The organism is Urbifossiella limnaea, from assembly GCF_007747215.1.
Taxonomy (GTDB): Bacteria; Planctomycetota; Planctomycetia; order Gemmatales; family Gemmataceae; genus Urbifossiella; species Urbifossiella limnaea.
Window position 1 is genome coordinate 4,369,021 of sequence record NZ_CP036273.1, and the last position, 22,246, is coordinate 4,391,266.

General features: G+C 70.3%; 19 protein-coding genes and 1 tRNA gene. 12 read left to right on the plus strand and 8 right to left on the minus strand.

Annotated features, from left to right (window positions below; translation table 11 throughout):
- Positions 1-108 precede the first annotated feature (108 nt).
- Positions 109-1,437: a hydroxysqualene dehydroxylase HpnE gene (gene hpnE / locus ETAA1_RS17920; RefSeq protein WP_315851296.1), complete on the minus strand. Its 1,329-nt coding sequence runs from the start codon at positions 1,435-1,437 to the stop codon at positions 109-111.
- A gap of 103 nt (positions 1,438-1,540) precedes the next feature.
- Between hpnE and glgA the strand changes: the two genes are divergently transcribed.
- The gene (glgA, locus tag ETAA1_RS17925) at positions 1,541-3,040 is read left to right on the plus strand and encodes a glycogen synthase GlgA (protein ID WP_145244700.1); all 1,500 of its coding nucleotides are present in this window, start codon (positions 1,541-1,543) and stop codon (positions 3,038-3,040) included.
- Positions 3,041-3,051: 11 nt separating this feature from the next.
- On the opposite strand, the gene ETAA1_RS17930 is transcribed toward glgA, so the two are convergent.
- Entirely contained in the window at positions 3,052-4,602 is a 1,551-nt protein-coding gene (locus ETAA1_RS17930) for a bifunctional aminoglycoside phosphotransferase/ATP-binding protein (protein ID WP_145240827.1), read from the minus strand.
- 64 nt (positions 4,603-4,666) lie between these two features.
- Between ETAA1_RS17930 and ETAA1_RS17935 the strand changes: the two genes are divergently transcribed.
- From ETAA1_RS17935 to ETAA1_RS17945, 3 genes are all read left to right on the plus strand, one after another.
- A tRNA-Ser gene (locus tag ETAA1_RS17935) sits at positions 4,667-4,753 on the plus strand.
- Between the two features lie 132 nt (positions 4,754-4,885).
- Entirely contained in the window at positions 4,886-6,217 is a 1,332-nt protein-coding gene (locus tag ETAA1_RS17940; RefSeq protein WP_145240829.1) for a tyrosine-type recombinase/integrase, read from the plus strand.
- A 91-nt stretch (positions 6,218-6,308) separates the two neighbouring features.
- Positions 6,309-6,731 carry a PIN domain-containing protein gene (locus tag ETAA1_RS17945; RefSeq protein WP_202920203.1) on the plus strand — a complete coding sequence of 141 codons (423 nt, stop codon included), beginning with the start codon at positions 6,309-6,311 and terminating at the stop codon, positions 6,729-6,731.
- 153 nt (positions 6,732-6,884) lie between these two features.
- Here ETAA1_RS17945 and ETAA1_RS17950 read toward each other — a convergent pair whose 3' ends face one another.
- The 3 genes from ETAA1_RS17950 to ETAA1_RS32080 form a co-directional block, all read right to left on the minus strand.
- Positions 6,885-7,448 (minus strand): DUF6939 family protein, encoded by a 564-nt coding sequence (locus tag ETAA1_RS17950; protein WP_145240833.1) that lies wholly within the window; start codon positions 7,446-7,448, stop codon positions 6,885-6,887.
- 312 nt (positions 7,449-7,760) lie between these two features.
- Complete coding sequence (locus ETAA1_RS17955) at positions 7,761-8,783, minus strand: sialidase family protein (protein WP_145240835.1); 1,023 nt, start codon at positions 8,781-8,783, stop codon at positions 7,761-7,763.
- A 68-nt stretch (positions 8,784-8,851) separates the two neighbouring features.
- A complete protein-coding gene (locus ETAA1_RS32080; RefSeq protein ID WP_202920204.1) occupies positions 8,852-10,786 on the minus strand; it encodes a sialate O-acetylesterase in 1,935 nt (644 codons plus the stop codon).
- A 361-nt stretch (positions 10,787-11,147) separates the two neighbouring features.
- Here ETAA1_RS32080 and ETAA1_RS17965 point away from each other — a divergent pair, with 361 nt between their 5' ends.
- From ETAA1_RS17965 to ETAA1_RS17975, 3 genes are all read left to right on the plus strand, one after another.
- Positions 11,148-12,677 (plus strand): IS1380 family transposase, encoded by a 1,530-nt coding sequence (locus ETAA1_RS17965; RefSeq protein WP_202920205.1) that lies wholly within the window; start codon positions 11,148-11,150, stop codon positions 12,675-12,677.
- A 241-nt stretch (positions 12,678-12,918) separates the two neighbouring features.
- Positions 12,919-13,422 (plus strand): hypothetical protein, encoded by a 504-nt coding sequence (locus ETAA1_RS17970; RefSeq protein ID WP_145240837.1) that lies wholly within the window; start codon positions 12,919-12,921, stop codon positions 13,420-13,422.
- A gap of 166 nt (positions 13,423-13,588) precedes the next feature.
- Positions 13,589-14,644 carry a phospholipase D-like domain-containing protein gene (locus ETAA1_RS17975; RefSeq protein ID WP_202920206.1) on the plus strand — a complete coding sequence of 352 codons (1,056 nt, stop codon included), beginning with the start codon at positions 13,589-13,591 and terminating at the stop codon, positions 14,642-14,644.
- A 195-nt stretch (positions 14,645-14,839) separates the two neighbouring features.
- Here the strand turns inward: ETAA1_RS17975 and ETAA1_RS17980 are convergent, their stop codons facing one another.
- Positions 14,840-16,876 carry a choice-of-anchor X domain-containing protein gene (locus ETAA1_RS17980; RefSeq protein WP_202920207.1) on the minus strand — a complete coding sequence of 679 codons (2,037 nt, stop codon included), beginning with the start codon at positions 16,874-16,876 and terminating at the stop codon, positions 14,840-14,842.
- 149 nt (positions 16,877-17,025) lie between these two features.
- On the opposite strand from ETAA1_RS17980, the gene ETAA1_RS17985 reads away from it, so the two are divergent.
- Complete coding sequence (locus ETAA1_RS17985) at positions 17,026-17,934, plus strand: DUF4886 domain-containing protein (RefSeq protein ID WP_145240840.1); 909 nt, start codon at positions 17,026-17,028, stop codon at positions 17,932-17,934.
- A gap of 66 nt (positions 17,935-18,000) precedes the next feature.
- Here the strand turns inward: ETAA1_RS17985 and ETAA1_RS32935 are convergent, their stop codons facing one another.
- Complete coding sequence (locus ETAA1_RS32935) at positions 18,001-18,141, minus strand: hypothetical protein (RefSeq protein WP_238389246.1); 141 nt, start codon at positions 18,139-18,141, stop codon at positions 18,001-18,003.
- A 460-nt stretch (positions 18,142-18,601) separates the two neighbouring features.
- Here ETAA1_RS32935 and ETAA1_RS32940 point away from each other — a divergent pair, with 460 nt between their 5' ends.
- The 3 genes from ETAA1_RS32940 to ETAA1_RS18000 all read left to right on the plus strand — a co-directional run bounded on the left by ETAA1_RS32940 (position 18,602) and on the right by ETAA1_RS18000 (position 20,101).
- A complete protein-coding gene (locus ETAA1_RS32940; protein WP_238389247.1) occupies positions 18,602-19,435 on the plus strand; it encodes a sterol desaturase family protein in 834 nt (277 codons plus the stop codon).
- Between the two features lie 54 nt (positions 19,436-19,489).
- On the plus strand, positions 19,490-19,702 hold the full coding sequence (locus ETAA1_RS32085; RefSeq protein ID WP_202920208.1) for a hypothetical protein: 213 nt from the start codon (positions 19,490-19,492) through the stop codon (positions 19,700-19,702).
- A gap of 72 nt (positions 19,703-19,774) precedes the next feature.
- Positions 19,775-20,101 carry a hypothetical protein gene (locus ETAA1_RS18000; protein WP_145240844.1) on the plus strand — a complete coding sequence of 109 codons (327 nt, stop codon included), beginning with the start codon at positions 19,775-19,777 and terminating at the stop codon, positions 20,099-20,101.
- Positions 20,102-20,108: 7 nt separating this feature from the next.
- On the opposite strand, the gene ETAA1_RS18005 is transcribed toward ETAA1_RS18000, so the two are convergent.
- Positions 20,109-21,194, minus strand: coding sequence for an NADH:flavin oxidoreductase/NADH oxidase (locus ETAA1_RS18005; protein WP_145240846.1), 1,086 nt, complete (start codon positions 21,192-21,194; stop codon positions 20,109-20,111).
- A gap of 524 nt (positions 21,195-21,718) precedes the next feature.
- Here ETAA1_RS18005 and ETAA1_RS18010 point away from each other — a divergent pair.
- A complete protein-coding gene (locus ETAA1_RS18010) occupies positions 21,719-22,045 on the plus strand; it encodes a hypothetical protein (protein WP_202920209.1) in 327 nt (108 codons plus the stop codon).
- Positions 22,046-22,246 lie beyond the last annotated feature (201 nt).

Sequence of the window (22,246 nt, forward strand, 5' to 3'; positions counted from 1 at the left end):
AGTGGAGCCCCGGGGGAGGCGTACCGGTCGTACCTATTGTGACGCGCCGGCCCGCGGAGTTCCAGTGTCCTGTCGTCGTCATCGGCGCGGGCGTGGGAAAAACTTGCGTCAGCCGCCGAGATCGGGCCGTAGCAGCCGCTCGGGGCGCCCGGCCCGCGCCAGAATCGCCTCCGCGGCGAGATACCCGCTGCGGACGGCACCCTCCATCGTGGCCGGCCAGCCGGTGTCGGTCCAGTCGCCGGCCAGGGCGAGGTTCGGCACCGGTGTCGCCTGCGGCGGGCGCAACCGATCCACGCCGGGCACGGCGCTGAACGTCGCGGTGTGCTCCGTCACCACCTTCGAGCGCAGCAGCGTCGCCCGGGCCACCGAGGGGAACACGCGGGCGAGTTCCTCGCCGATTCGCGTCTGAATCTCGTCGCGGCCGAGCCCCTTGAGAGGCCGGGCGGCGCTCACCACGACTTGCAGGTAGAACTCGCCGGGAGCCACTTCGCCGCGGGAAAACACCCACTGGCCGAGGCAATCGACCAGCACCGCGTGCGGTAAGTCGAGCGGCGGCCGGTCGTACCACAGGTGCACGCTCGTGATCGGCGACGGGGCCAGTTCCTTCGCCCCGGCGAAGAACGGGTCGGCGGCCAGTTCCGGCGGCAGCAGGTCGGGCACGCGGTCGAACGGGGCGGCGAGCACGAACCAGTCGGCTTCGCGGCGCGAGCCGTCGCGCAGCTCGACGCCCGACACGGCCCCTGTCAGCCGCTTCACGCCACAGTTCTCCACCACCTCGACGCCGTATCGGTCGAGCCACGCCCGCAGTTCCGCGTCGTAGAACCGGCCGAGCGGCACCGCCGGGACGTGGACGGTGAAGCCGTCGCGGTGGCGGACGAACCCGTCGCGGAACACCTTGCGGGCGTACCGCAGGCCGACGCGGTCCACAGTCTCGTTCAGGGCGCTGACCAGCACCACGCCCCAGAAGCGGTCGATGGTGCGATCCGTCTGCCGGTGCGCCAGGAGCCACTCGCGCAGTGGCGGGTCGGCGTCCGGCCGTTCGCTCAGCAGCGCCAGCAGCCCCCACGCCACGCGCAGCTTCTCGACCGGCGTGAGGTAGTGCGCCCCGAGCAGAGCCCGCCCGAGGTGGAACGGCGCCGGCCACGGGTCGGCCTTGAACACGCTCCGCCGCCTGTCCGGCGTGACGAACGTGAGCCGCGGCTGCGGGGCGAGGAGGTGTTCGACGCCGATCGTGCGGCAGAAGTGCGTGAAGTTGGTGCAGCAGCCCATGCTGACGTGCTGGCAGGCGTCGACGAGTTGGCCCGTGGCGGGGTCGGTGAACGACCCGGCGCGGCCGCCGAGCCGCGGTCGCGCTTCGAGGACCGTGACGCGGAAGCCGCGGGGCGCAAGCCCGACCGCCGCCGCCAGCCCCGCCAGCCCGCCGCCGACCACAATCACACGCTCCAAGTCACACTCCGACGCCGCGGTTGGGCTACCGTTTTGCTCCATCCTACGTATAGTTCGGGTGGTTCGCTCCAGCGGGGAGACAGCCGTGGGTGGGTTGCGGATTCTCGTCGCGTCGTCCGAGGTGGCCGGGCTCGCCAAAACGGGCGGCCTCGCCGACGTGGCTGCGTCCCTTCCACGGGCACTGGCGGGCCGCGGGCATCAGGTCGCCGTCGTCATGCCGTACTACGCGGCCGTCCGCCGCACCGGCACGCCGGTCGAAAAGACCGGCATCGCCCTCCCCGTCCCCCTCGGCGGTCGCACCCTGGCCTGCCGGCTGCTGCGCACCCGGCTGCCGAACTCGGACGTACCCGTCTACCTGGTCGAGCACCCCCCGTTCTTCGAGCGCGACGACGGGCCCGGCCGCGGCCTGTACCAGCAAGGGATGCCCGGCGGCTACAAGGCCGACTACCCGGACAACGCCGAGCGGTTCACGTTCTTCAGCCGGGCCGTCCTCGAAGCCGTGCCGTTCCTCGGGTTCACACCCGACGTCATCCACGCCAACGACTGGCAGACCGGCCTCGTGCCCGTGTTCCTCAACGAGGCCTACCGCACGAAGCCCGCCTACAAGCACGTCCGCTCGCTGTTCACGATCCACAACATCGCCTATCAGGGCACGTTCGGGCCCGAGGTGATGAAGCTCACGGGCCTGCCCGGGTGGCTGCTCAACCCCGGACAGTTGGAGTTCCACGGCTACCTGAACTTCCTCAAGGCCGGCATTGTGTTCGCCGACGCGGTGAACACCGTGAGCCCGACCTACGCCCGCGAGATCACCACGCCCGACTTCGGCTGCGGGCTCGACGGGCTTCTCCGCGGCGTGAGTGGCAAGTTGAGCGGCATCGTTAACGGCTGCGACTACGCCGACTGGGACCCGGCCAACGACCGGCACATCGCGGCGAAGTACACCGCCGACACGGTGACCGCCGGGAAGGCGGCCTGCAAGGCGGACCTGCAGAAGCGGTTCAACTTGCCGCAGAAACCCGACGTGCCGGTACTCGGCATGGTCGCCCGACTCGTGAGTCAGAAGGGCGTCGATTTGGTGCTGAGTGCCGCGCCCGGGTTCCTCGACCTGGGCTGCCAGCTCGTATTCCTCGGCGACGGCGACCCGGAGTACCACGACGAGTTGAACGACTTCAAGGCACGCCACCCGGACAAGGTCGGCGTCTTCCTCGGCTTCAACGAGGGGCTGGCGCACGCGGTGGAGGCGGGCTCCGACTTGTTCCTCATGCCGAGCCGCTACGAGCCGTGCGGGCTGAACCAGCTGTACAGCCTCCGCTACGGCACGGCGCCGGTGGTCCGCGCGACCGGGGGCCTGGCCGACACCGTCGTCAACGCCACGGAGGAGCACCTGAAAGCCGGCACGGCGACGGGCTTCTCGTTCGGCGAGTTCTCCGCACGGGCACTGTACGAAACGGTGAAGTGGGCGCTGTCGCTGTACCGGACGCGGCCGGCGGACTTCGCGCAGGTGGTGCGGACGGCGATGGCTCAGGACTGGGGCTGGGACCGCAGTGCGGCCGAGTACGAGGCGCTGTACCGTAAGGTGAGCCGGGTGGGGTGACGCGTCCGGGATCACGACAGGAGTCCGCTCGCGCGTAACGCCGCCGTTACCGCACCGACGGCGTCCGCGTCGCCGTCGGTCGTCACGGCCAGGGTGTCCGCCCCCCCGATTTCCCACTCACCGAGTTGCTTCAAGTACGTCTGCCACGTCGCGTCAGATGCGTCTCCCGTCCGGGCCGCGAGTCGTTCCCGCACCGTCTCCGGCCGCGCCTCACACACAACGCCCAGTACCGGCACCCGCCACGTGCGCGCGAGTTCGACCACCGCCCGCCGGCGGGCCGCGGCGCGGAACGTGGCGTCCAGCAGTACCCGCTTCCCCTCGAAGAGCAGCGCGTCGGCCCGCTTCAGACACTCGGCATAAGTCCGCTCCGTGTGCGCGGGGTCGTACAGTCCTGCGCCGCCGCGTTCGGTCTCGCGCAGGCCCGAGAGTTCCTTCCGGACCACGTCCGCGCGAATCACCTCGAACCCGGCTGCCGCCGCGACCCGCCTTGCGAGGTGGCTCTTGCCCGTTCCCGACAGCCCGCCGACGAAGAGCAGGGCCGGGCGGCTGGCGGGTTCGTCCAGCACGCCGAGCGCGAGGAGCCAGTGGCCGCGCGCCCGCGCCGCCGCCGCGACCCGGTCGGCGGCCGGAACCTCCGGCTCGGCCCACTCCATGCCCTCCACTTTCGCCCGTACGACCGCCCGGTACGCGACGTAGAACGGCAGCACGGCCGCAAGCTCGCGGTCGCCCGACGCGCGGACGTAGGCGCGCTCCAGGTCGGCCGCCAGGTCGGGCCGGTGGTGGAAGCGGAAGTCCATGAGAAGAAACGCCAGGTCGGCGGCCGGGTCGGCGTGGCGGAAGCGGGAACTGAACTCGATACAGTCGATGGCGAACGGCCGGCCGTCGGGGTGGGAGTAGACGTGATCGAGGTGCAGGTCGCCGTGCGTGTCCCGCGGTATACCGCGGGCAGCCCGCGCGTCGATCAGCGGACGCAGCCGGTCGAGCCACCCGTCGGTCTGCTCGCGGAGGCGGGTAAAGACTGCCGGGCTGACCGTGCCTCCGACGTGGGCCACAGTTTGGGCGAAGTTGTCGCGGGCGTTCGCGGCGACGACCTCGAACCGGCCGCCGACCGCGACCTCCGGCCCGCCCGCGGCGGTGCGGTGGAAGTCGGCCAGGAACGCGGCCAGGCGTTCCACGTCCGCCGGCCCGACTTCGTCGCGGCGCAGTCGGTCGAGGAGCGATGTTCCCTCCGGCAGCCGGACCATCTTCACCGCCCACTCGACGGGTTCGCCGTCGCCTTCGACGCGGAGCCGGCCGCCGGCCGCGGTCACAGGCACCACACCGAGGTAGACGTGCGGCGCGAGCCGGCGGTTGAGGCGGACCTCCTCCTCGCAGAAGTGCCGCCGCCGGTCCGGGGTGGAAAAGTCGAGGAAGCCGAAGTTCACCGGCTTCTTCACCTTATAGACGAATTCACCCGCAAGGAATACGGCGGAAATGTGCGTCTGCCGCACCTCGACGCAGTCGGGCGGCTCGGGGTAGGCTGCCGGGTCGGCAAGGCCGACGAGGAGGTCGGCTAGGGTCATCGGCAGGAACCCGCCCGTGGCGACTGTACGGCCCGCGCTGCGGGTGCTAAACTAGTGGTGCCACGGAGAGGTGGCAGAGTGGTTGAATGCGTCAGTCTCGAAAACTGATTTACCCGCAAGGGTAACGAGGGTTCGAATCCCTCCCTCTCCGCTTTCATGTCCGTGTGCTGACGGGCTCGTGACGCAAAGGCTTTATAAGCAACATCCTGCGTCACGGCTCCCCCGACGATCTCCCCCGCCTGGTGCACGTTTGGTGCACAAAGCGTGCACCGGGGGGAGTTCCGTGCCGCCGAAAAAGTCCCAACCCTCTCCGCGGTTCCGCGTCGGCAAGGTCAGTGTGTACGAGCACCACGGGGCGTGGTGGGTGTACTACCGCGACGACACCGGGCCGCACCGCAAGAAGGTCGCCGCCACCCGCGACCAGGCCGAACAGGTGGCCGCCCGGGTCAACTCGCAGCTCGCCAGCAACGAACCGACCCTGCTGACGTTCACGCCGATCGCTGTGGCCGAGCTGCGCAAGCAGTTCCTCGACTACCACGAACACGTCCTGCACTCCTCGGTCGGCACGCTCAAGCGTTACCGTTCCGCCACCCAGCATCTCGACGACTTCGTCCGCACCCTGCCTAAGCCGCCGCACGCCCACGACCTCAAGGTGGAGGCGTTCGCCGCCTACCTGCGGCGGGTCGAGGTCGCCCCGAACGGCCACCAGAACACTGCGAAGCGAAAGCTGCTCACGAAGGGCGTGCAATACGTCCTGGAGACGTGCCGGACGATGTTCACGTACGCGGTGAAACGCCGCCACCTACCGCCCTACGCCGGAAATCCGTTCTCCGAGCTGCCCCTCGACAAAATGCGGATCGAGGACGCCAAGCCGATCTTCGTCTTCACCGCCGACACCGAGATGAAGTTCTTGGCGGCGTGTTCGGCGTGGGCGTTCCCGATCAACTTCACGCTCGCCAAGACGGGGCTGCGGGTCGGCGAACTGGTCCACCTGCTGATCGAGGATGTGGACTTGGCCGGCGGATGGTTGCACGTCCACAACAAGGTCGAGCTGGGGTGGCGGGTGAAGACCGGCCAGGAGCGCACAGTCCCGCTCTTGGCCGAGATGGTGGCGGTGATCCGGGCGGTGATCGGCAAGCGAACCTGCGGCCCGGTGTTCTTGCGCGAGCGGCTGCGCGACCGGAAGCCGGTTGTTGTCGGCGACCGGCGCGAACTGGAGAAGGTGCTCCGCAACCGGCGGGCGGGCGAGGCCCGGCCGCTCACCAGGACCGAGGAGGCCGGGCTGGCGAAGAAGCTGTGGTGGGACGCCGGGGCGGTGAAGGCGGACAAGATCCGGCAGGTGTTCGGCCGGGTCACGGCCGCGATCGGGCACCCGGACTCGACCTGTCCGAAGTCGTGGCGTCACACGTTCGCTACCCTGCTCCAGGACGGGAACGTGGACCCGCTGATCCGCCAGCAGGTGATGGGCCACAAGCCGACGCTCAACGGCGGCCTGGGCATGACCGCGAATTACACCCACACCCGGCCGGAGACCCGCAAGGAGCAGGTCGAACGGGCACTCCGGCGGTGGTCGGGGTCGCTGGCCTACGCTCTGGAACGCCTCGGCCCGGTGTGAAATCGTCTGGTCGTGGGCCGGGCGAGAGTTTCGCCCGGCCCACGGTCACCTCCCGTCGACTCGATCCGCATCGAAGATGTCGGAGGCCCCCGTGCTGTTGGTCGTGGTGGACACGAACCTGTTCGTCGCCGCCGGATTCAACCCGAATAGCCACTCGGCCCGCATCCTGAACGCAATCCGGGCAGGCACCGTGCGGCTGGTGTGGGACGAGGCCACCCGGCGGGAGACGGAGTACATCGTCGGCAAGATCCCGCCGCTCCGAGGCACCGACCTGTCTGCGTTCTTCTACCCCGACGCTCGGCACGACGGGCCGACCGACCCCCACCAGTTCGGACACATCCCCGACCCGGCCGACCGCAAGTTCGCCGCCCTGGCCGCGGCCTCCGGGGCGGTTCTGATCACCAGCGACCGCCACCTCCTGGACAGCCGACCGCACAGCGGGCTCGTAGTCCTCACGCCGGGCGAGTTCGTCGAGCGGATGGGCCGGGAACGGAACGACCATCAGCCGGACTGACCGGCGCGACCCGCGAGCCGCTCGATCCCGACGCGGTGGTGGACAACTCCGGGGGCTCGGCCAGGGTCCATCACAAAAAGTGGTTTTTGGATTATCGGCCGTCGGGGTGTTGCGAATGGTGGGGAGTCGACGGTCTCGCCGGAGCCCAGCCCATTACGGCTCGCCGACGGTCGGCCAACTCCCCTCCGCGAAGCACTTCACAAGGGCGGCGTGCGACAGCGGCGACGACAGGTCGTCCACGTCCCCGTTCGTCTCGTAGTCCAGCAGCACGACCGTCCGGTCCCTCGCGGACTCCCGAAGCTGCCCGACCTCGGCCACCAGTCGGTTCTCCAGCACCCACCGATACGCCGGCAGGTAGATCGCGTACCGGGCGTCCCGGTAGCCGAGCAGCACGTCGCTCCCGACCCCGTGCCGGTGGCCCCGAACCGCTCCGCGGCTCCGGCCCGACCGCTTGATCCCCCGCATGGTGGTGATCCGCCACTTCGACAGGTCGATGTCCTCCCGCTCGAACACCTTGAGCCCCTGCCACAGCCCCTCGACCGACGCGGCCGTCTGGTCCTGGGTGTTCGGGATGGGGATGCCGCCGTGCGGGTAGAACGGGCTGAACCGGACCCACGGCTCCGGCCCCTTCGAGGTCACGTCGACGACCACGGCACCCGGCCACCGCTTCTCAATTGTCGCCGGACTGACCCTTCGGCTCTCGACGGCGATGGGCATGGGCTCCCCTTGGTCGGAAGTGGTGGGTGTTACCCGGTCATGCGAACGGCCGCCATGTCGGTAGCCGCCGGAACCTCCCAGCTGCGGCCGACGTGGGCGTGTGGGCGAGTTGCCGGACGGGCCGGAAGGAGGTGACTGACGCCCGCGGGTAGGTGGACGAGCGGGCAACCGGCTGCGGGAATTTGCAGACGTTCTGTACGCCCGGTTCCTCGCCCTCGGCGGTCGGCCGATCGGGCGGAGGAGCCGGCCCGAGTCCGGCGGCGGCTCGCCCGCGGCGAGCAACGAACAGCCCGAGGTGGGCCGGGGCCATCCCTACTTCGCCACGCGGTCCCGTTCGACCTTCAGGAAGTGGACGGTCGAGCCGCTCAGGTAGACCGTCCCGACGTGCCGGTCGTCGAGCGGGACGGTGCGAGCCGAGTAGTACCGGGCCGCCACCGGCGTGTCCGGCAGCAGCGTCACGGGCTCCGCGGCCCACGTCCTGCCGTCGTCGGCCGAGGCGGTGTACCGCAGCCCCTTGTTCGCCGTGCCGACCCCCCAGGTGACCAGCACCCGCCCGTCGGGCAGCGGCGTCAGGTAGCGGCCCTCGGCGTTGTCCCCGTCCGGCGGGACCGGGAAGCCCTTCACCTCCTCCCACGTCTTCCCGCCGTCCGACGAACGCAGGAACACCGGCCCCATCGCCAGCAGCGTCCCCTTCACCGTCCGGGCGATCTGCTGGAACGCGTGAGCCTTCCCGTCCGGGCCGACCACCGGGAAGGCGTCGAGTTTGCCCGCCTTCGGGTCGTACGCCCGTGGCGGGCCGGTCCGCAGGGGCAGCAGCCACCGACCGTCCAGCGGCAGGACGTTGTGCCGCACCGCCCCCAGGTGCTTGCCGTCCGCCGGCCCGATCACCCGCTGGTCGGACCAGGTCTTCCCGCCGTCGTCGCTCAGGGTGTAGAGCAAGGCCCGCTCGTAGTACCCGTCCTTCGCCTGGTCGGCGGCGATGTAGTTCCAGGTGACCAGCACCCGCCCGTCCGGGAGCGTGTCGGCCGTCCCCGGGTACACCTCGAACTTCTTCACCTCGCGGATCGAGTCCGGCCGCTTTGCCGTGGTCGGGATCGGCTCGGGCGTCTCCCAGGTCGTGCCGCCGTCGGTCGAGCGGGTCCGCATGAGCACATTCTGTCCCTTGTACACGACGACCAGGGTGCCGTCCGGGGTGCGGCAGACGGACGGGTGGACGTGTCCGCCGGCCTTCGGCGACGCAGCGACCACGGCCGGGCGGTCCTCGGCCGCACGGCCGACCGAGACGAGGACGAGGAGGCAGACGGCCGCGAGTGAGTGGCGGGGGCGTGGGGGCATGATCGCTCCGGTGCCGCGGTGGGACGGGGGCCAGAGTACCACGACCCCGACAGACGCACCACCCGCCGCTACTTCCGGTCTCGGGCCATCCGGTCGAGTTCGTCGAGCTTCAGCCGGACGCTGACGACGTACGGCGGCTCGTCCTTCGCCCAGTGCCCGTAGGTGGTGGTCACGATCGTCCCGTCCGGCAGCACCTCGACCCCCGGGTACGCGCAGTCCGCCCCCTTGTGGTTGTCCATCAGCCGCACCCGGTACTGCCCCTCCCGGCCCTTGGCAATGTCGTCGTACGTGCCGACCCACGCCACCCAGTCGCCCTTCGTCGGGCTGTCCAGGGTAGTGTCCCGGAACGACACGAACAGCCGGCCGTCCGGGGCGTACTTCGCGGTGTGCCGGTCCCCGGTCAGCGACCCCGGTAACTCCCGCGGCTCCGTCCACGTCTTCCCCTCGTCGTCCGAAAAGATCACGTGCGAGTTCTTCCGCCGGCTGTTCTCCCGCAGCAGCACCGCCAGTTGCTTGCCGCCGGGCGAGCGGACGCATCCGGGCTCGCACAGGTGGACCGCCGACGACCGGAACACCGGCTCCGGCGTCGACCACGTCAGCCCGCCGTCGGTGGAGAACGTCTTGTACAGGGTGAACTCGGCCGGCTTCTTCGGGGCCGGCTCGGCGGCGAAGAACCGGCCGTCGTCGTGGAACATGGCCAGGTAGTGGCCGGGCGTCTTCAGCCCCTCGACGAACCCCATGACCACGATCCCGCCCCACTCCCCCGCTGGCTTGAGGTCGCCCCACGTCCGGCCGTCGTCCTCGCTCACTGCCAGCCGGGCCGGGTGCAGCCCGGACCACACGATCAACCGCTTCGTCCCCGCCGCGTCCACGACCCGGTGGATGGTCGGCACCTCTTTGCTGGTGACCCACGACGCCGGGACCGGCAGCCGGTCGGACCACGTCTTCCCGCCGTCGGTGCTCTTCTTGTAGACGATCGCCCCCCTGCCGTGCCCCTTCGGGTAGACGCAGAGGATCGTCTTGCCGTCCTCCAGCAGCACCGTCGTCGGGTGTCCGAGGTACTGGCCGGGCTCCCGGTCCACCACCACCTGCCGGCCGGTCTGACCGCTCAGGTCGAGGAGCGGTACGGAATAACCTCGGGGCGAGACGCCCGCGGCGGGTGGGACACCAGCGGGGCCGATCGCCTTCGCCATGCCGGCGGCGAACCGCTCGCCCAGCTCGATCTGGCTGGCGGCGTCGAAGTGCGTCCCGCCGTCGAACGTCCTCAGCATGTCGGCTGGCACGAAGAACACGCCCTTGACCTTCTCCGCGGTAGACTTCTGCGCCGCCCGCACGGCGTCCCGCTTGCCGTTGTCGAACACCTCGCCGACGCCGAACGGCAGGTCCGCCGCCCCGAAGTCGGTCCGCACCCGGGCGACGAACGCGGTGAGCAGCTTTTCGTACTCCGCGGCGGGCAGGCCCGCGTCGCTCTCGCCCTGGTGCCAGATCATGCCTCGCAGGGTGTACGTGTGGCCCTTCTCCTTGAGTTCCTGAAGTGACTTCTTCGTGAAGTCGAGGAACGCCGGGTACAGCCGGCCCTTCACCTCCGGGCTCCAGTCCTTCGCCAGACTCGTGCCGCCCTCGGCGAACTTGATGAGCGCGACCTTCTTACCCTTGAGGTGGTCGGCCATGCCGCGGCCGAAGGACACCTCCGGCCCGAACGTGCCGCTCGGCAGCTTCGTCGGCCGGGCCTTACCGGGGGCGACGCTCCAGCCGGGTCGCAGCGGCTTGAACCCGTCGCTCGTCAGCACCGGCCCGCGGAGCGTCGAGCACGAGTAGGCGGTCAGCACGTCGTTCTGGGGATTCGCCCACCTAGCCAGCGGCCCGGCCAACTCGGACGCCTTGCCGCGACCGTCACAGTTCGACTGCCCGGCGACGAGGAACACCTCGTAATGGTCCGCACGGGCCGGGGCGTCGCCGAGCAGGGTGACGCCGCACACGACCGCCCACATCGTCGTTCGCATGATCAGTTACTCCGAGAGGCCGAAACGTCCGCGGGTGACGGCCGGCAAGATACCCGATCCGGCCGCCGTTCGCACCCGTCCGTCCCGGGGTGCCCCCCACCTTTCCGGCCCCGGCCCTTGACCCCGGGGCGTGGTACGGGCCGGACCATCCCCGCGTCGACGGCGGAGCAGCCCCCGGTCGATCCGCGATCCGGGGGTGGCGGTCGCCGGTGTACGGGATCTCACGGACTAGACCTTAACGAAGCGTGATCTCAGCCGCGTTGATTGGTCTGCTTCTCAAAATGCTTGAAATCCTCGGCCGTTTCCAGGGTTTGTGGGAGTAGCTGCTTCCCCTTCGCCCGGAATCCACCGAGGAGTTCAAGTGAAGCCCATCTTCCGCTCGTGGTTCCGCTCCCGCAAGTCCCGGATCGAGCGCCGACTCGACACGACACGCGACACCGCCACCCACCGCCCCGTGCTCTCGGCTCGCCCCCTCGACTACGACGTGTCGCGCCGCGACCGGGCCATCGCCCACGGCGGCATCGGGCTCATCCACACCCTCGCCCGGGAGGTCGGGCTACCCCGGGCCATCGACGACCGCCTGCACCTGCTCAAGGTGCACCTCCCCTACCACGAGTCCGACCACGTCCTCAACATCGCCTACAACGCGCTGTGCCACGGGACCTGCCTCCAGGACATCGACCTGCGGCGCAACGACGACGCCTTCCTCGACGCCCTCGGGGCGCGACGCATCCCGGACCCGACCACCGCCGGCGACTTCTGCCGACGCTTCACGGCCGCGGACCTCGACACGCTCCAGGACGCCATCGACGTAGCCCGACGGAACGTCTGGGCCGAGCAGCCCGCGTCGTTCTTCGACCGGGCCACGCTCGACATGGACGGCACGCTCGTCGCGACCACCGGGGCCTGCAAGGCCGGCATGGACATCGCCTACGACGGCACGTGGGGCTACCACCCCCTCGTCGTGACCCTGGCCGAGACCGGCGAGGTGCTGCGGCTGGTGAACCGGCCCGGCAACCGGCCCTCGCACGAGGGGGCCGCCGGCCAGGTCGATCGAGCCATTCTGCTCTGCCTGCGGGCCGGCTTCCGCCGCATCGTCCTCCGCGGCGACACCGACTTCTCGCAGACCGAGCACCTCGACCGCTGGCACGCCCTCCCGTGGGTCCGCTTCGTCTTCGGCTACGACGCCCGGCCCAACCTCCGTGCGGAAGCCGAGGACGTGCCGGCTTCCCAGTGGAAACCGTTGCGTCGCCCGCCGTGCTACGACGTGAAGACGCGGCCCCGCACACGGCCCGAGGCCGTGAAGGATCGCATCGTCCGCGAGCGTGGCTTCGAGGTCTTACGGCTCAAGTCCGAGGAGGTCGCCGAGTTCGACTACCAGCCGACCGCGTGTGCCAACACCTTCCGCATGGTCGTGGTCCGCAAGCACATCTCGCGTGAGAAGGGGGAGCAGGTGCTGTTCCCCGAGGTGCGGTACTTCTTCTACCTCACCAACGACCGGGACCTCACCGCCGCGGAGGTGGTGTTCGAGGCCAACGCCCGGTGCGACCAGGAGAACCTGCTGGCCCAGTTGCACGGCGGCACGCACGCCCTCGCCGCGCCGGTGGACGCCCTGGTCAGCAACGGGGCGTGGATGGTGATGACGGCCCTGGCGTGGACGTTGAAGGCGTGGTGGGCGTTGCTGCTGCCGGAGTCGCCGGGCCGGTGGCAGGAGCACCACCGGGCGGAGAAGATGCGCGTGCTGCGGATGGAGTTCAGGACGTTCGTGAACGCCTTCGTGACGATCCCGTGTCAGGTGCTCCAGACCAGCCGTCGCGTGGTGTTGCGACTGCTGGGCTGGAACCCGTACCTGATGACGTTCTTCCGCCTGGTGACACGGCTGCGTCAGTGAAGGTTCGTCATCGAAGTCGGGATCCGGATGTCCCGATCCGTGCGCACGCCGAGAGCGACACGCAGGAAGGAGAAGCGGGCGGATGACGTGAGAATCGCGTGGCGAGGCGGAACCAAGAGGGCTCCGCACGGTGAGGGTGTCGCTTCATCGAAGCGCGATCGACTCCGCAACAGACGGCCCAGGTCTCGCTTGTTTAAGGACTAGAATGACGGCCCCGGCACACAGACAAGGGAACACGGCAGTGGTCGACTCGTACACCTTCGCGGTCGACGTGTTCCGAACCGTTTGTGACCGGCTCTCGGCGAAGGCTGCCGACCTGCGGTTGATGGTCGAGACCGGCTCGTCGTTCGAGGAGTGGCTCACCTGGGAGGCGTTCCTGGCCTGCAAGCTCCGGCAGGCGGACTACCCGTTCTGCGAGGTCGCGGCCAAGCCTACGTACGCCAGCGAGAACGTGGCGGACGACGGCGGCGACGCCGACCAGATCTTCGGCGACCTGCGGGTCGGCGGCCCCGAGGATGGGGCCGATCACTGCTGGGTGTTCGCCGAGTTCGCGCTGCTGCACGACGGCAACCGCGCCGGCGGGAAGCGGCTGTGGAAGATCGAGGCGAACGCGGACAAGCTGAAGCGGCTGGGGTGGAAGCGGTCCGCGGCCCTGCTGGTCGTGGTGGAGCGAGCCGGAGCGACGTGCCGACCGAGTGGGCCGACGGCCTGGCGGGATGTGCCATCTGGAACCGGCTCGCTCTGACCGATCCGGTTGTCATCGCTCTGTCCGGCGGAGGCTCCGTCGTGGTCAAGGCGTTCGACATCAAGCGAGACCCGGGCGACACCCTTACCTCGAAGCCACGCTAAGTCAGTTCGTCCGACCGCGCGATCAGCGGATAATCTCTTGCAACCCCACCGGCGGCGCAACCATGCCCGTCAAGCTGCTGTACCACAAACTAGACGGGGCGGTCTCCCCCTTCGACAAGGCCGTCGAGTCGATCTCTGCGCAGACGCCGCTGCGGATCACCTGCCCGTACCTTTCTCTCGGATACTTGCAGGGGATGCTGCGGACGCCGGACTGGCAGTTGCTTACCGATGTCGAGGAGTGGCTACGGACCCAAAGCAGTTTGCAGCGGGAACGCATCGTCGCCTTCTTGCGGGCGAATCGCCCCCGCGTCCGGCACTACCCCCGGTTGCACGCGAAGGTCGTGATCGGCTCGTCCTCAGCCATGCTCGGTTCGGCGAACCTGACCGACGCCGGGATCAGGCAGCGGGTCGAGGTGTCCATCCTGTTCACCAGCGAACCCGAAGTGGAGGAACTGATCGAATGGTTCGACGCCACCTGGAAGCAGGCTCCTCCCCTCGACAAGGAGCAGATGCGCCGGATCGTCCGTTTCGCCAACTCGCTTCCGACCCAACCCGTAGTCGTGGAAACGCCACCGCCCGCGATTTCGCCACCCCTCCACAACCCTCCTGCCCCGCTGACGAGGCGCGCGAAGTCCATCCCGCCTTCGGGCGGCGACCTCTACGTCAACTTCGGCCACGAACCCGGCTGGCGGGAGTGGGAGGACGCGCGGCAGTACGGCTTCGTCTGCGCCGGCGGGGGCAACGTGTTCTCGGCCCCGCTCTTCGGGTTGAACCTCGGAGACCGGATTTGGGTGTACGCCCCGAGGTACGGGTACGTCGGCGTGGGGCGGGTTGCGGGCAGTCCGAAACTGGCGAAGGACTTTCAAGTCAGTCTGCCGGGAGGAAAGACCGAATCGCTCGACAACGTGCTCGGCCCCTACGCGAACGACAAGAATGATGACCCGAATGAGGCAGAACACTTCGTTGCGGTGCGGTGGCTCGACACGCGGCCGATCTCGACGGCGTACCGGAGGAAGGGTCTGTACTCTAACCGGAACATCGTCACCCACCCGGACAAGGTCCTCTGGCCGAAAACGCTGAAGTACCTCGTGAGGCAGTTCCCGAACTGCGACGACTAACTTGGCTCCTTGTCCTTCTCAGTTCGGCCAATGATCTTGCCGAAACCCACAGGTCCAGAAAGGCCTTGGTAGCCGGCACCCCGGCAGGCCCTCGGCGTTCACCTCGAAGTCGCCCCCGCACAGGTTCACGCCGCGACTGCGTCTGCACAACCTGTTCGCCCGATCCGGCACTCGGACGGGATGACGGAGCCGCCGTCACCGGACGACCACGGCGGCCGGCGGGCTCCAGTGCCCGCAGCGGCCCGTCTGGTCCCGCCAACGGGCGCGGACGCGGTACTCGCCCGGTTCCTTGAACACGTCGGCGGGGATGTCGATGTCCGCCCCCGTCGCGGCGTCCGCCCGCCAGTGCTCGGCGAGTTCGTACCAGCCCCGCTTCCCGACTCGGCCGACCCGCCACTCCAGGGCCGCCGCCCCGGCCCCGGCGGGCGACGCGAAGGCCGACGCCCGGAACCGCTGCGGCCCGCCCTCCACCCGGGCCACCGCCGGCGTCCCGGGGATGCGGTCGTCCTTCGCCTCGTGGGCCAGATACCCCCACCCGTACCCCCGCTGGTCGCCGTCGTTCGGGGCGTAGGTCTTCGCCGGCCGGCTGTCCGTGCAGAACTCGACCACGTACCGCCGGAACCCCGCGAAGTCGTTCGTCGCCAGGGTCCGCGTCCACCGCCCGCCGAAGTGCTCGGCCGCCGCCGGGTTGACGTAGTACGACCCCTTCTGGTTCATCCGCGGGTGCCGGTTCCACACCGCCTCGTCGAGCCGGGGCCAGTCGACCGCGTGCCCGGCGGGCGTCAACGCTGCCGCGAGGTCGGCCGCGAGTTGCCCGACCTGCCCACCCCGGTCGCCGGCGTCCGCCGCAAACAGGTCGAGGATTTCGCGGCCCCGGTTGCGGTACTCGACGGCGATCCGCGGGTGGCGGAGGCAGCCGACCGCGTCGACGTGCCCGGGCTGGTGGTGCCGCGGGACGAACATCATGTCGTTGTCCCACGGGATCGGTGCCCACCGGCCGTCGGGGCGGCGGTAGTACCCGTGGTTGCCGTCCGGCCGCAGGTCCACGTTCCCGAGCAGCCGGTTCAGCGCGTGGAAGCTGTAGTACGCCGGCAGGTCGAGGTTCGCCCGCCACCAGGCTTCCGCCGGGTTCGCCCGCATCCCGGCCCGGAACGCCTCCCACGTCTTGTCGGCGTCGGCCATCCCCTTCGGCGTGTGCTTGATCCCGCTCTGGGTGCTGACGGTCAGCCCGTCCGGGAGCCGGCGGTCGGCGAGCAGGGCCGGGTTCATGTTGCCGAGGGCCACGTACACGCCCCACAGGTCGCCGGTGTACTGGTCCCCGGCTTTCACTTCTTCGGCCCGATCGACCACGCGCCACTGGACCCACGTCGCCGGGGGGCTGGGCACCCCCGCGAGGCGGTACGCCCGCATCGACAGCACCTCGTCCAGCCCGGCGATGCCGCGGAGGACCGGCAGGTACGGCGTCGACCCGCCGGGATTGAGGTCCAGGCTCCCCACCGGGGCCGGGAACGGCACCCCGGCGTGGTCGGCGAACGGCAGGAGGCGGCCCGGGTTGAACTTCAGCCCCCACTTGTTCTTGCCGGCGATGTGGGCACTCCCCTGCCCGCGGCTGCGGTACTGGACGTGGTCGTAGACGACGCCGCGGTAGACGATCGTGCCCAGCTGCGGTTGTTGGTGGGCGCTGCCGTCCCACTGGCTCCGGGCCACGTCCTCGGCGCGGGCCAGCAGGTGGAGGGGTTGCAGGGTGCCGAGGAAGTCGGCGGGGAACGTCAGCGGCGGGGTCTTGCCCGGGTCGCGGGTGCCGGTCCACGCGGCCGGGCCGGCGTCGCACCACCAGGCGAAGTTCGGGCAGGCGTCGTCGGTCGCGGGCAGCTGCGTCTTCGCGCCGGCCCGGTCGGTCGCCACGACGCGGTAGCGGACGAGCCAGCGGTGCTGCTGGAACGACGCCGGGACGCGGACGCTGAACTCGCCGTCGCCGGCCTTGGCGTCCCCGTCCGTGCCGTCGTCGCGCATCGGCAGATCGACCCAGTCCTTCTCGTACGCGGGGTCCGTCTTGCGGACGTACTTCCCGGGGGCGACGGCCTGGAGCCGCAGGACCGCCTTGGCCGTGCCCGGCGCCAGGCGCGCGGTGACCAGGACGGGCTCGCCGGGCTTCGGCTGGGCGGGCGAGTGAGTCGCCGCGGGAGCCGTCGACGGCGCGAGGACCACCACGAGTAGGGCAAGTCGGCGCATCAGTCTCGTCCCCGTGGTGTGCCGCCCCGGCCGGAGCCGCGCGCTTTGTAGCGACCGCGGGAACCGGGAGCAACGGCGGACGGTTGGTACGACCCGCCCGTCCGCGATAGGGTAATCCTCGACATCTCCACGCCGCCGGAGTTCCACCGATGCTCACCCGCCGCTTCGCCGCGCTGCTGCTGCTCGGACTCGCGCTGCTGCCGCCGGTCGTGACCGCGCAGGGGCAGCCGAAGACCGTCCGGCTCCTTACCGTCGGCAACAGCTTCTCCGAGAACGCGACCAAGTACCTCGACAAGATCGTCGGGGCCGACGGGAACAAGCTGATTCACCACCGCTGCGTGATCGGCGGCAGCGGGCCGGACCAGCACCTGGCGAAGGTCGCCGCGCACGAGAAGAACCCGACGGACAAGGCCGGGCTGTACGGCACCGGGAAGAGCCTCAAGCAGGAACTCGCCGCCGAGAAGTGGGACGTGATCACCGTCCAGCAGGCGAGCATCCGCAGCCACGACGCCTCGACGTACCGGCCGGGCATGCGGGAGCTGTACGCCTTTATCAAGAAGCACGCCCCGGCCAGCGAGGTGGTGATCCACCAGACGTGGGCGTACCGCGTGGACGACCCGCGGTTCAGCGGGAGGGCCGAGCCGAAGACCCAGAAGGCGATGTACGACGGGCTGTCGGACGCCTACCGCACGATCGCCAAGGAACTCGGCGTCCACTACATCCCGGTCGGGGATGCGTTCTACGCCGCGGACACCGACCCGAACTGGGGGTACAAGCCGGACGCGATGTTCGACGTGAAGACGGCGACGCACCCGACCTTGCCCGAGCAAAAGCACTCGCTCCACATCGGCTGGCGGTGGGAGAACGACAAGTCGGCCCTGAAGATGGACGGCCACCACGCCAGCCCCGCCGGCGAGTACCTCGGGGGGTTGGTCTTCTACGAGTTCCTGTACGGCCGGAGTGCGGTCGGCAACACGTTCCGCCCGTCGGGCGTGGGCGAGGAGTTCGCCCGCTTCTTACAGGACACCGCGCACAAGGTGGTTGAGCGGGTGAACTGAAATCCGGTGATCCGCGCGTACCGGGGGTGATCGCGGACGGTTCCCGCCCTTCCCGCGGTCGAGGTGTCAGGCCATCACCGACACCGTGCCGAGGACGGGCGTCCCGAGCCGCTCGTCCCCCTCGACCCGGATGTCGGGGAACAGCCGCCGGGCCTCGTCGGGCGTGCGGCGTTTCGTCACCAGCCGCCAGGCCGTGTCCGCGTCCATCGTGACCGTACTCGCCGGCGGCCCGGCGGCCCCCGGCTCCTGCCGCCACCCTCGACGCCGACCGGCTGATTCGGCTGGCCCTTTTACCGTCTGGCAGCGTCGACCGGTAAGTCTTACACGTGCTGCGGGTGGCCTCCTTTTCACCCCGACGGCCGGGGCTTTATCCGGTAAGTGGTTGCGCCGACCGGCCGGGCAAATCCCGCGAACGGCACGGCCGCTGCTTTACACCCTCCCGTCGAGCCATCCCCCTGGAATCGACAGGGCCTTCCCCCGGGCCTGCTCCCCCCTGTCCCGTCTTCCCCGACGGGTTCCCAGATCCAGAAGCCCGGCAACCTCCCCCGGTTGCCGGGCTCTTCTCGTTCCCCGCCGCCCCCCCTGCGGACGGGCCGCCGCCCCGCCGGTAAGACGAACCCACCGACTCCGGGCGGGTCGCACCGTCGCCCGACCAGGAGAGACGCGCGTGGGGATCGACAGCCTGACCCGTGCCGCTCAGGGGGCCGTCGGGTCCACGCTCTCCGAGTTGGTCTGGTACACGCTCGCGGCGTCCGCCGCCTACCTGTTCTTCTACGTCGCCTTCCGCACCCGCCTCCGCCACCGCCGGGCGTCGCCCCGCGACCCGCACGCGGGCCAGATCCGCCGGGAGGTCGCCCACTCCCTCCGCAGCATCCTCGTCTTCGGGGTCGTCACCCTCTTCGTGCTGCTCGCCGCCCGGGCCGGGTGGACCCGCCTCTACGGCCGGGTCGAGCAGTACGGGTGGCCGTGGTTCTTCGCCAGCATCGCGGTGATGGTCGTCGTCCACGACGCATACTTCTACTGGACCCACCGGTTGATGCACCACCCCCGGGTGTTCCGCCTCGTCCACCGCGCCCACCACCGGTCGACCAGCCCGACCCCGTGGGCCGCCTACGCGTTCGGCCCGGTCGAGGCGGTCGTCCAGGCCGGGATCGGCCCGCTCGTCGTGTTCACCATCCCGACGCACGGAGCCGCGTTCGCCGCGTTCATGGCCTGGCAGATCGGGTTCAACGTGCTCGGCCACTGCGGGTACGAGATCTTCCCCCGGTGGTTCCTGCGGACCCCGCTCGGGTGGGTGCTCAACTCGGTGACCCACCACGCCCAGCACCACGAGGCGTTCCGGGCCAACTACGGGCTGTACTTCAACGTCTGGGACCGGCTCATGGGGACCAACCACCCGGACTACCGGGCGCGGTTCGAGCAGGCGACGGCCGGTGGCGCGGCAACTCCGCCGGAGGCACCGACAGCCGACGAGCCGCAACCCCTGACCGCCGCCTGGTAACCCGGCCCCCGAATTGCTCCCGGGCTGCCCCCCGTTCCCTTCCTGGAGGCCGAGATGCCCGAGAACCCGCTGCTCAAGCTGTACGAGGAAGAGCCGCCGGCCGTGGTCGCCGCGGCCGATGAGGAGGCAGAAGACGAGGAGGCCGAGGACGAGGATGACGACCTCGACGACGACGACGACGACGACCTCGACGACGACCTCGACGACCTCGACGACGACGACGACGACGACCTCGACGATGAGGAGGAAGAGGAAGAGGCGGAGTGACCCGCGTAAATCCGGGATGTACCGGGCGGGCTGCGACGGCTATCGTCACCGGCCTTCCAGCCAGGAGCGGCCATGACGATGATCGAGGCGGTGTCGCAGTCCACCGGGGTCGAGCGGAAGGTCGAGGTGACGGCCGCCCCGGAAGGCGTGCGGGTCACGATCCGGGACGGCCGGAAGGGGACCGTCCTGACGTATGTTACCGCCCCTGCGGACGACTTGATTACCGTCCTCTCCGATCAGCCGGAGGGACCGACGGCTATCACGGGCGATACCGCCGGTGCCGTTCGCGTGTTGGCGATCGAGGTCCGCCGGAACGAGGTCTGGCTGACCATCGGCGGGATCGACGCGGCCGTCGGGCTGGACGACCTGATGGACGCCCTCGCCGCCCTGCCGTCCTGAGCCCCTGCTACTTCGCCCGCCGCTTGACCGCGTACCCGTAGGAGATCGGCCACGTCGGCTCCTCCCCGAGTTCCTGCTGGGCCTTCAGTGCCCAGTACGGCTCCCGGAGCAACTCCCGGGCGACGAACACCAGGTCGGCGTCGCCCCCAGTCACGATCCCGTCGGCCTGCCGGGCGTCGGTGATCAGGCCGACCGCCCCGGTCATCACCCCGGCCTCGTCCCGGAGCCTGCGGGCGAACGGCACCTGATACCCCCTGCCGACCGGGATGCGGGCCTTCGGCACCAGCCCGCCGGACGACACGTCGACCAGGTCGATCCCCACCTCCTTCAGGCGGCGCGCCAGCACCACCGACTGGTCCGCGTCCCACCCGCCGTCCGCCCAGTCGGTCGCGGAGATGCGGACGAAGACGGGGAGTTTGGCCGGAACCAGCCCGCGCACCGACCCCGCCACGCGGAGGAGGAGCCGCATCCGGTTCTCCAGGCTGCCGCCGTAGTCGTCCGTCCGCGTGTTGCTGAGCGGGGAGAGGAACTCGTGGAGCAGGTAGCCGTGCGCGGCGTGGACCTCGATCACCCGGAACCCGGCCGCCAACGCCCGCCGCGTGGCGACCTCGAACGCGGCCACGACCCCGTCGATCCCGGCCGCGTCCAGGGCGGCGGGGACCGGGTGGCCGTCGTCGAAGGCGATCGCGCTGGGGCCGACCACCGGCCACCCGCCGGCCGCGGGGGTCGTCAGCCCGGCCCCGCCCTTCCACGGCAGGTCGCAGCTCGCCTTCCGGCCGGCGTGGGCGAGTTGAATCCCGGCGACCGCGCCCTGCGACTCGACGAACCGGGCGATCCGAGCCAGCGGCCCGACGTGGTCGTCGGTCCAGATGCCCAGGTCGCTGTTCGTGATCCGGCCGTCCCGTGTGACGGCGGTGGCCTCGACGACCACGAGCGCCACCCCGCCGGCGGCGCGACTCCCGAGGTGGACCAGGTGCCAGTCGTCGGCCAGGCCCTCTTTGGCGACGTACTGGCACATCGGGGACATCACGATGCGGTTGCGGAACCGGACGCCGCGGATCGTGAGCGGGCTGAGCAGATCGACCTCGGGCACCTCCCGGTCGTGGTCGGACCCGGACGGACAGCCGTGGGCGGGCGGGCGGCGGCGTGATCGGCCATCGGGTGGGCTCCTGGGGGGCGGCTCACGGGAGTGGGCGATCGTGGCGCGGGAGGAACGCCGGAGTCAGGATAGGAGGGCATCGGTCTCGCGGTCCGCGGCCTCGTCGCCCGGCGTGTGCCCGCCCCTCTCGGCGACCACCCACCAGCCGGGGATGCGGACCCGCCCGATCGCGTCGGCGTTCGGGATCGGTTCGACGGCGTTGGTGACCCACCGGCTGCCGGTGCCCGCTTCCCCCCGTGGACGTCCGCCGTCGGCCGGCTCGCATCCGGCCGTGCTCGTTTAGACAAACCCCGTCCCCGGCCCGCCCGAAGCCGGTCGCCGCGATCCCGCCCCGTGAGCGGCGGATGAGAGCGAGCGCGGGCCGCGCAACTCGGACGGGTACGGGCGTCCAAACACCGAGGGGGATGGCCCGTCCCGCGTCGCCCGAGCAGTCGCCCGCACCACCAGCGAGCACCACCATGAAGCGCACCATACTGGCCCTCGGCGTCGCCGCCGCCCTGTTCGCCACCTCGGCCACCGCCTCGGCCGACCCCGGCCGCAGCTACCGCGGCGGGCACAACCACGGCGGGTACAACCGCGGCGGGTTCGGGTACGGCCAGGGGTACGGCGGCGGCTACCGGGCCGCGTACCCCTACGCCGCCCCGTACCGGGCATACGGCTCCCCGGGGTACGGCTACGGGAGCCCGTACCGCTACGGCGGGGGATACGGGTACGGCTACCAGCCGGGGTTCTCCCTCGGCGTCGCCCGCCCCGGCCTGTCGTTCGGGTTCAACCTGTTCCGCTGAGCCGCCCGCCCGGCACTCCGCCGGACGGGTGGGAACTGACCCGCCTGTTGACACCGACGCCCCGGGCGAAACCCCGGGGTGTTCGCGTTGGGTGTGGGTGGCCCGCCGGCCGAGCCCTGGACACGATGACCTGGCGGACGACCGCGACGACATTTCCACATTTGCGGACACGCCGGACCGTGAGCCGGCGCGGACAGACGC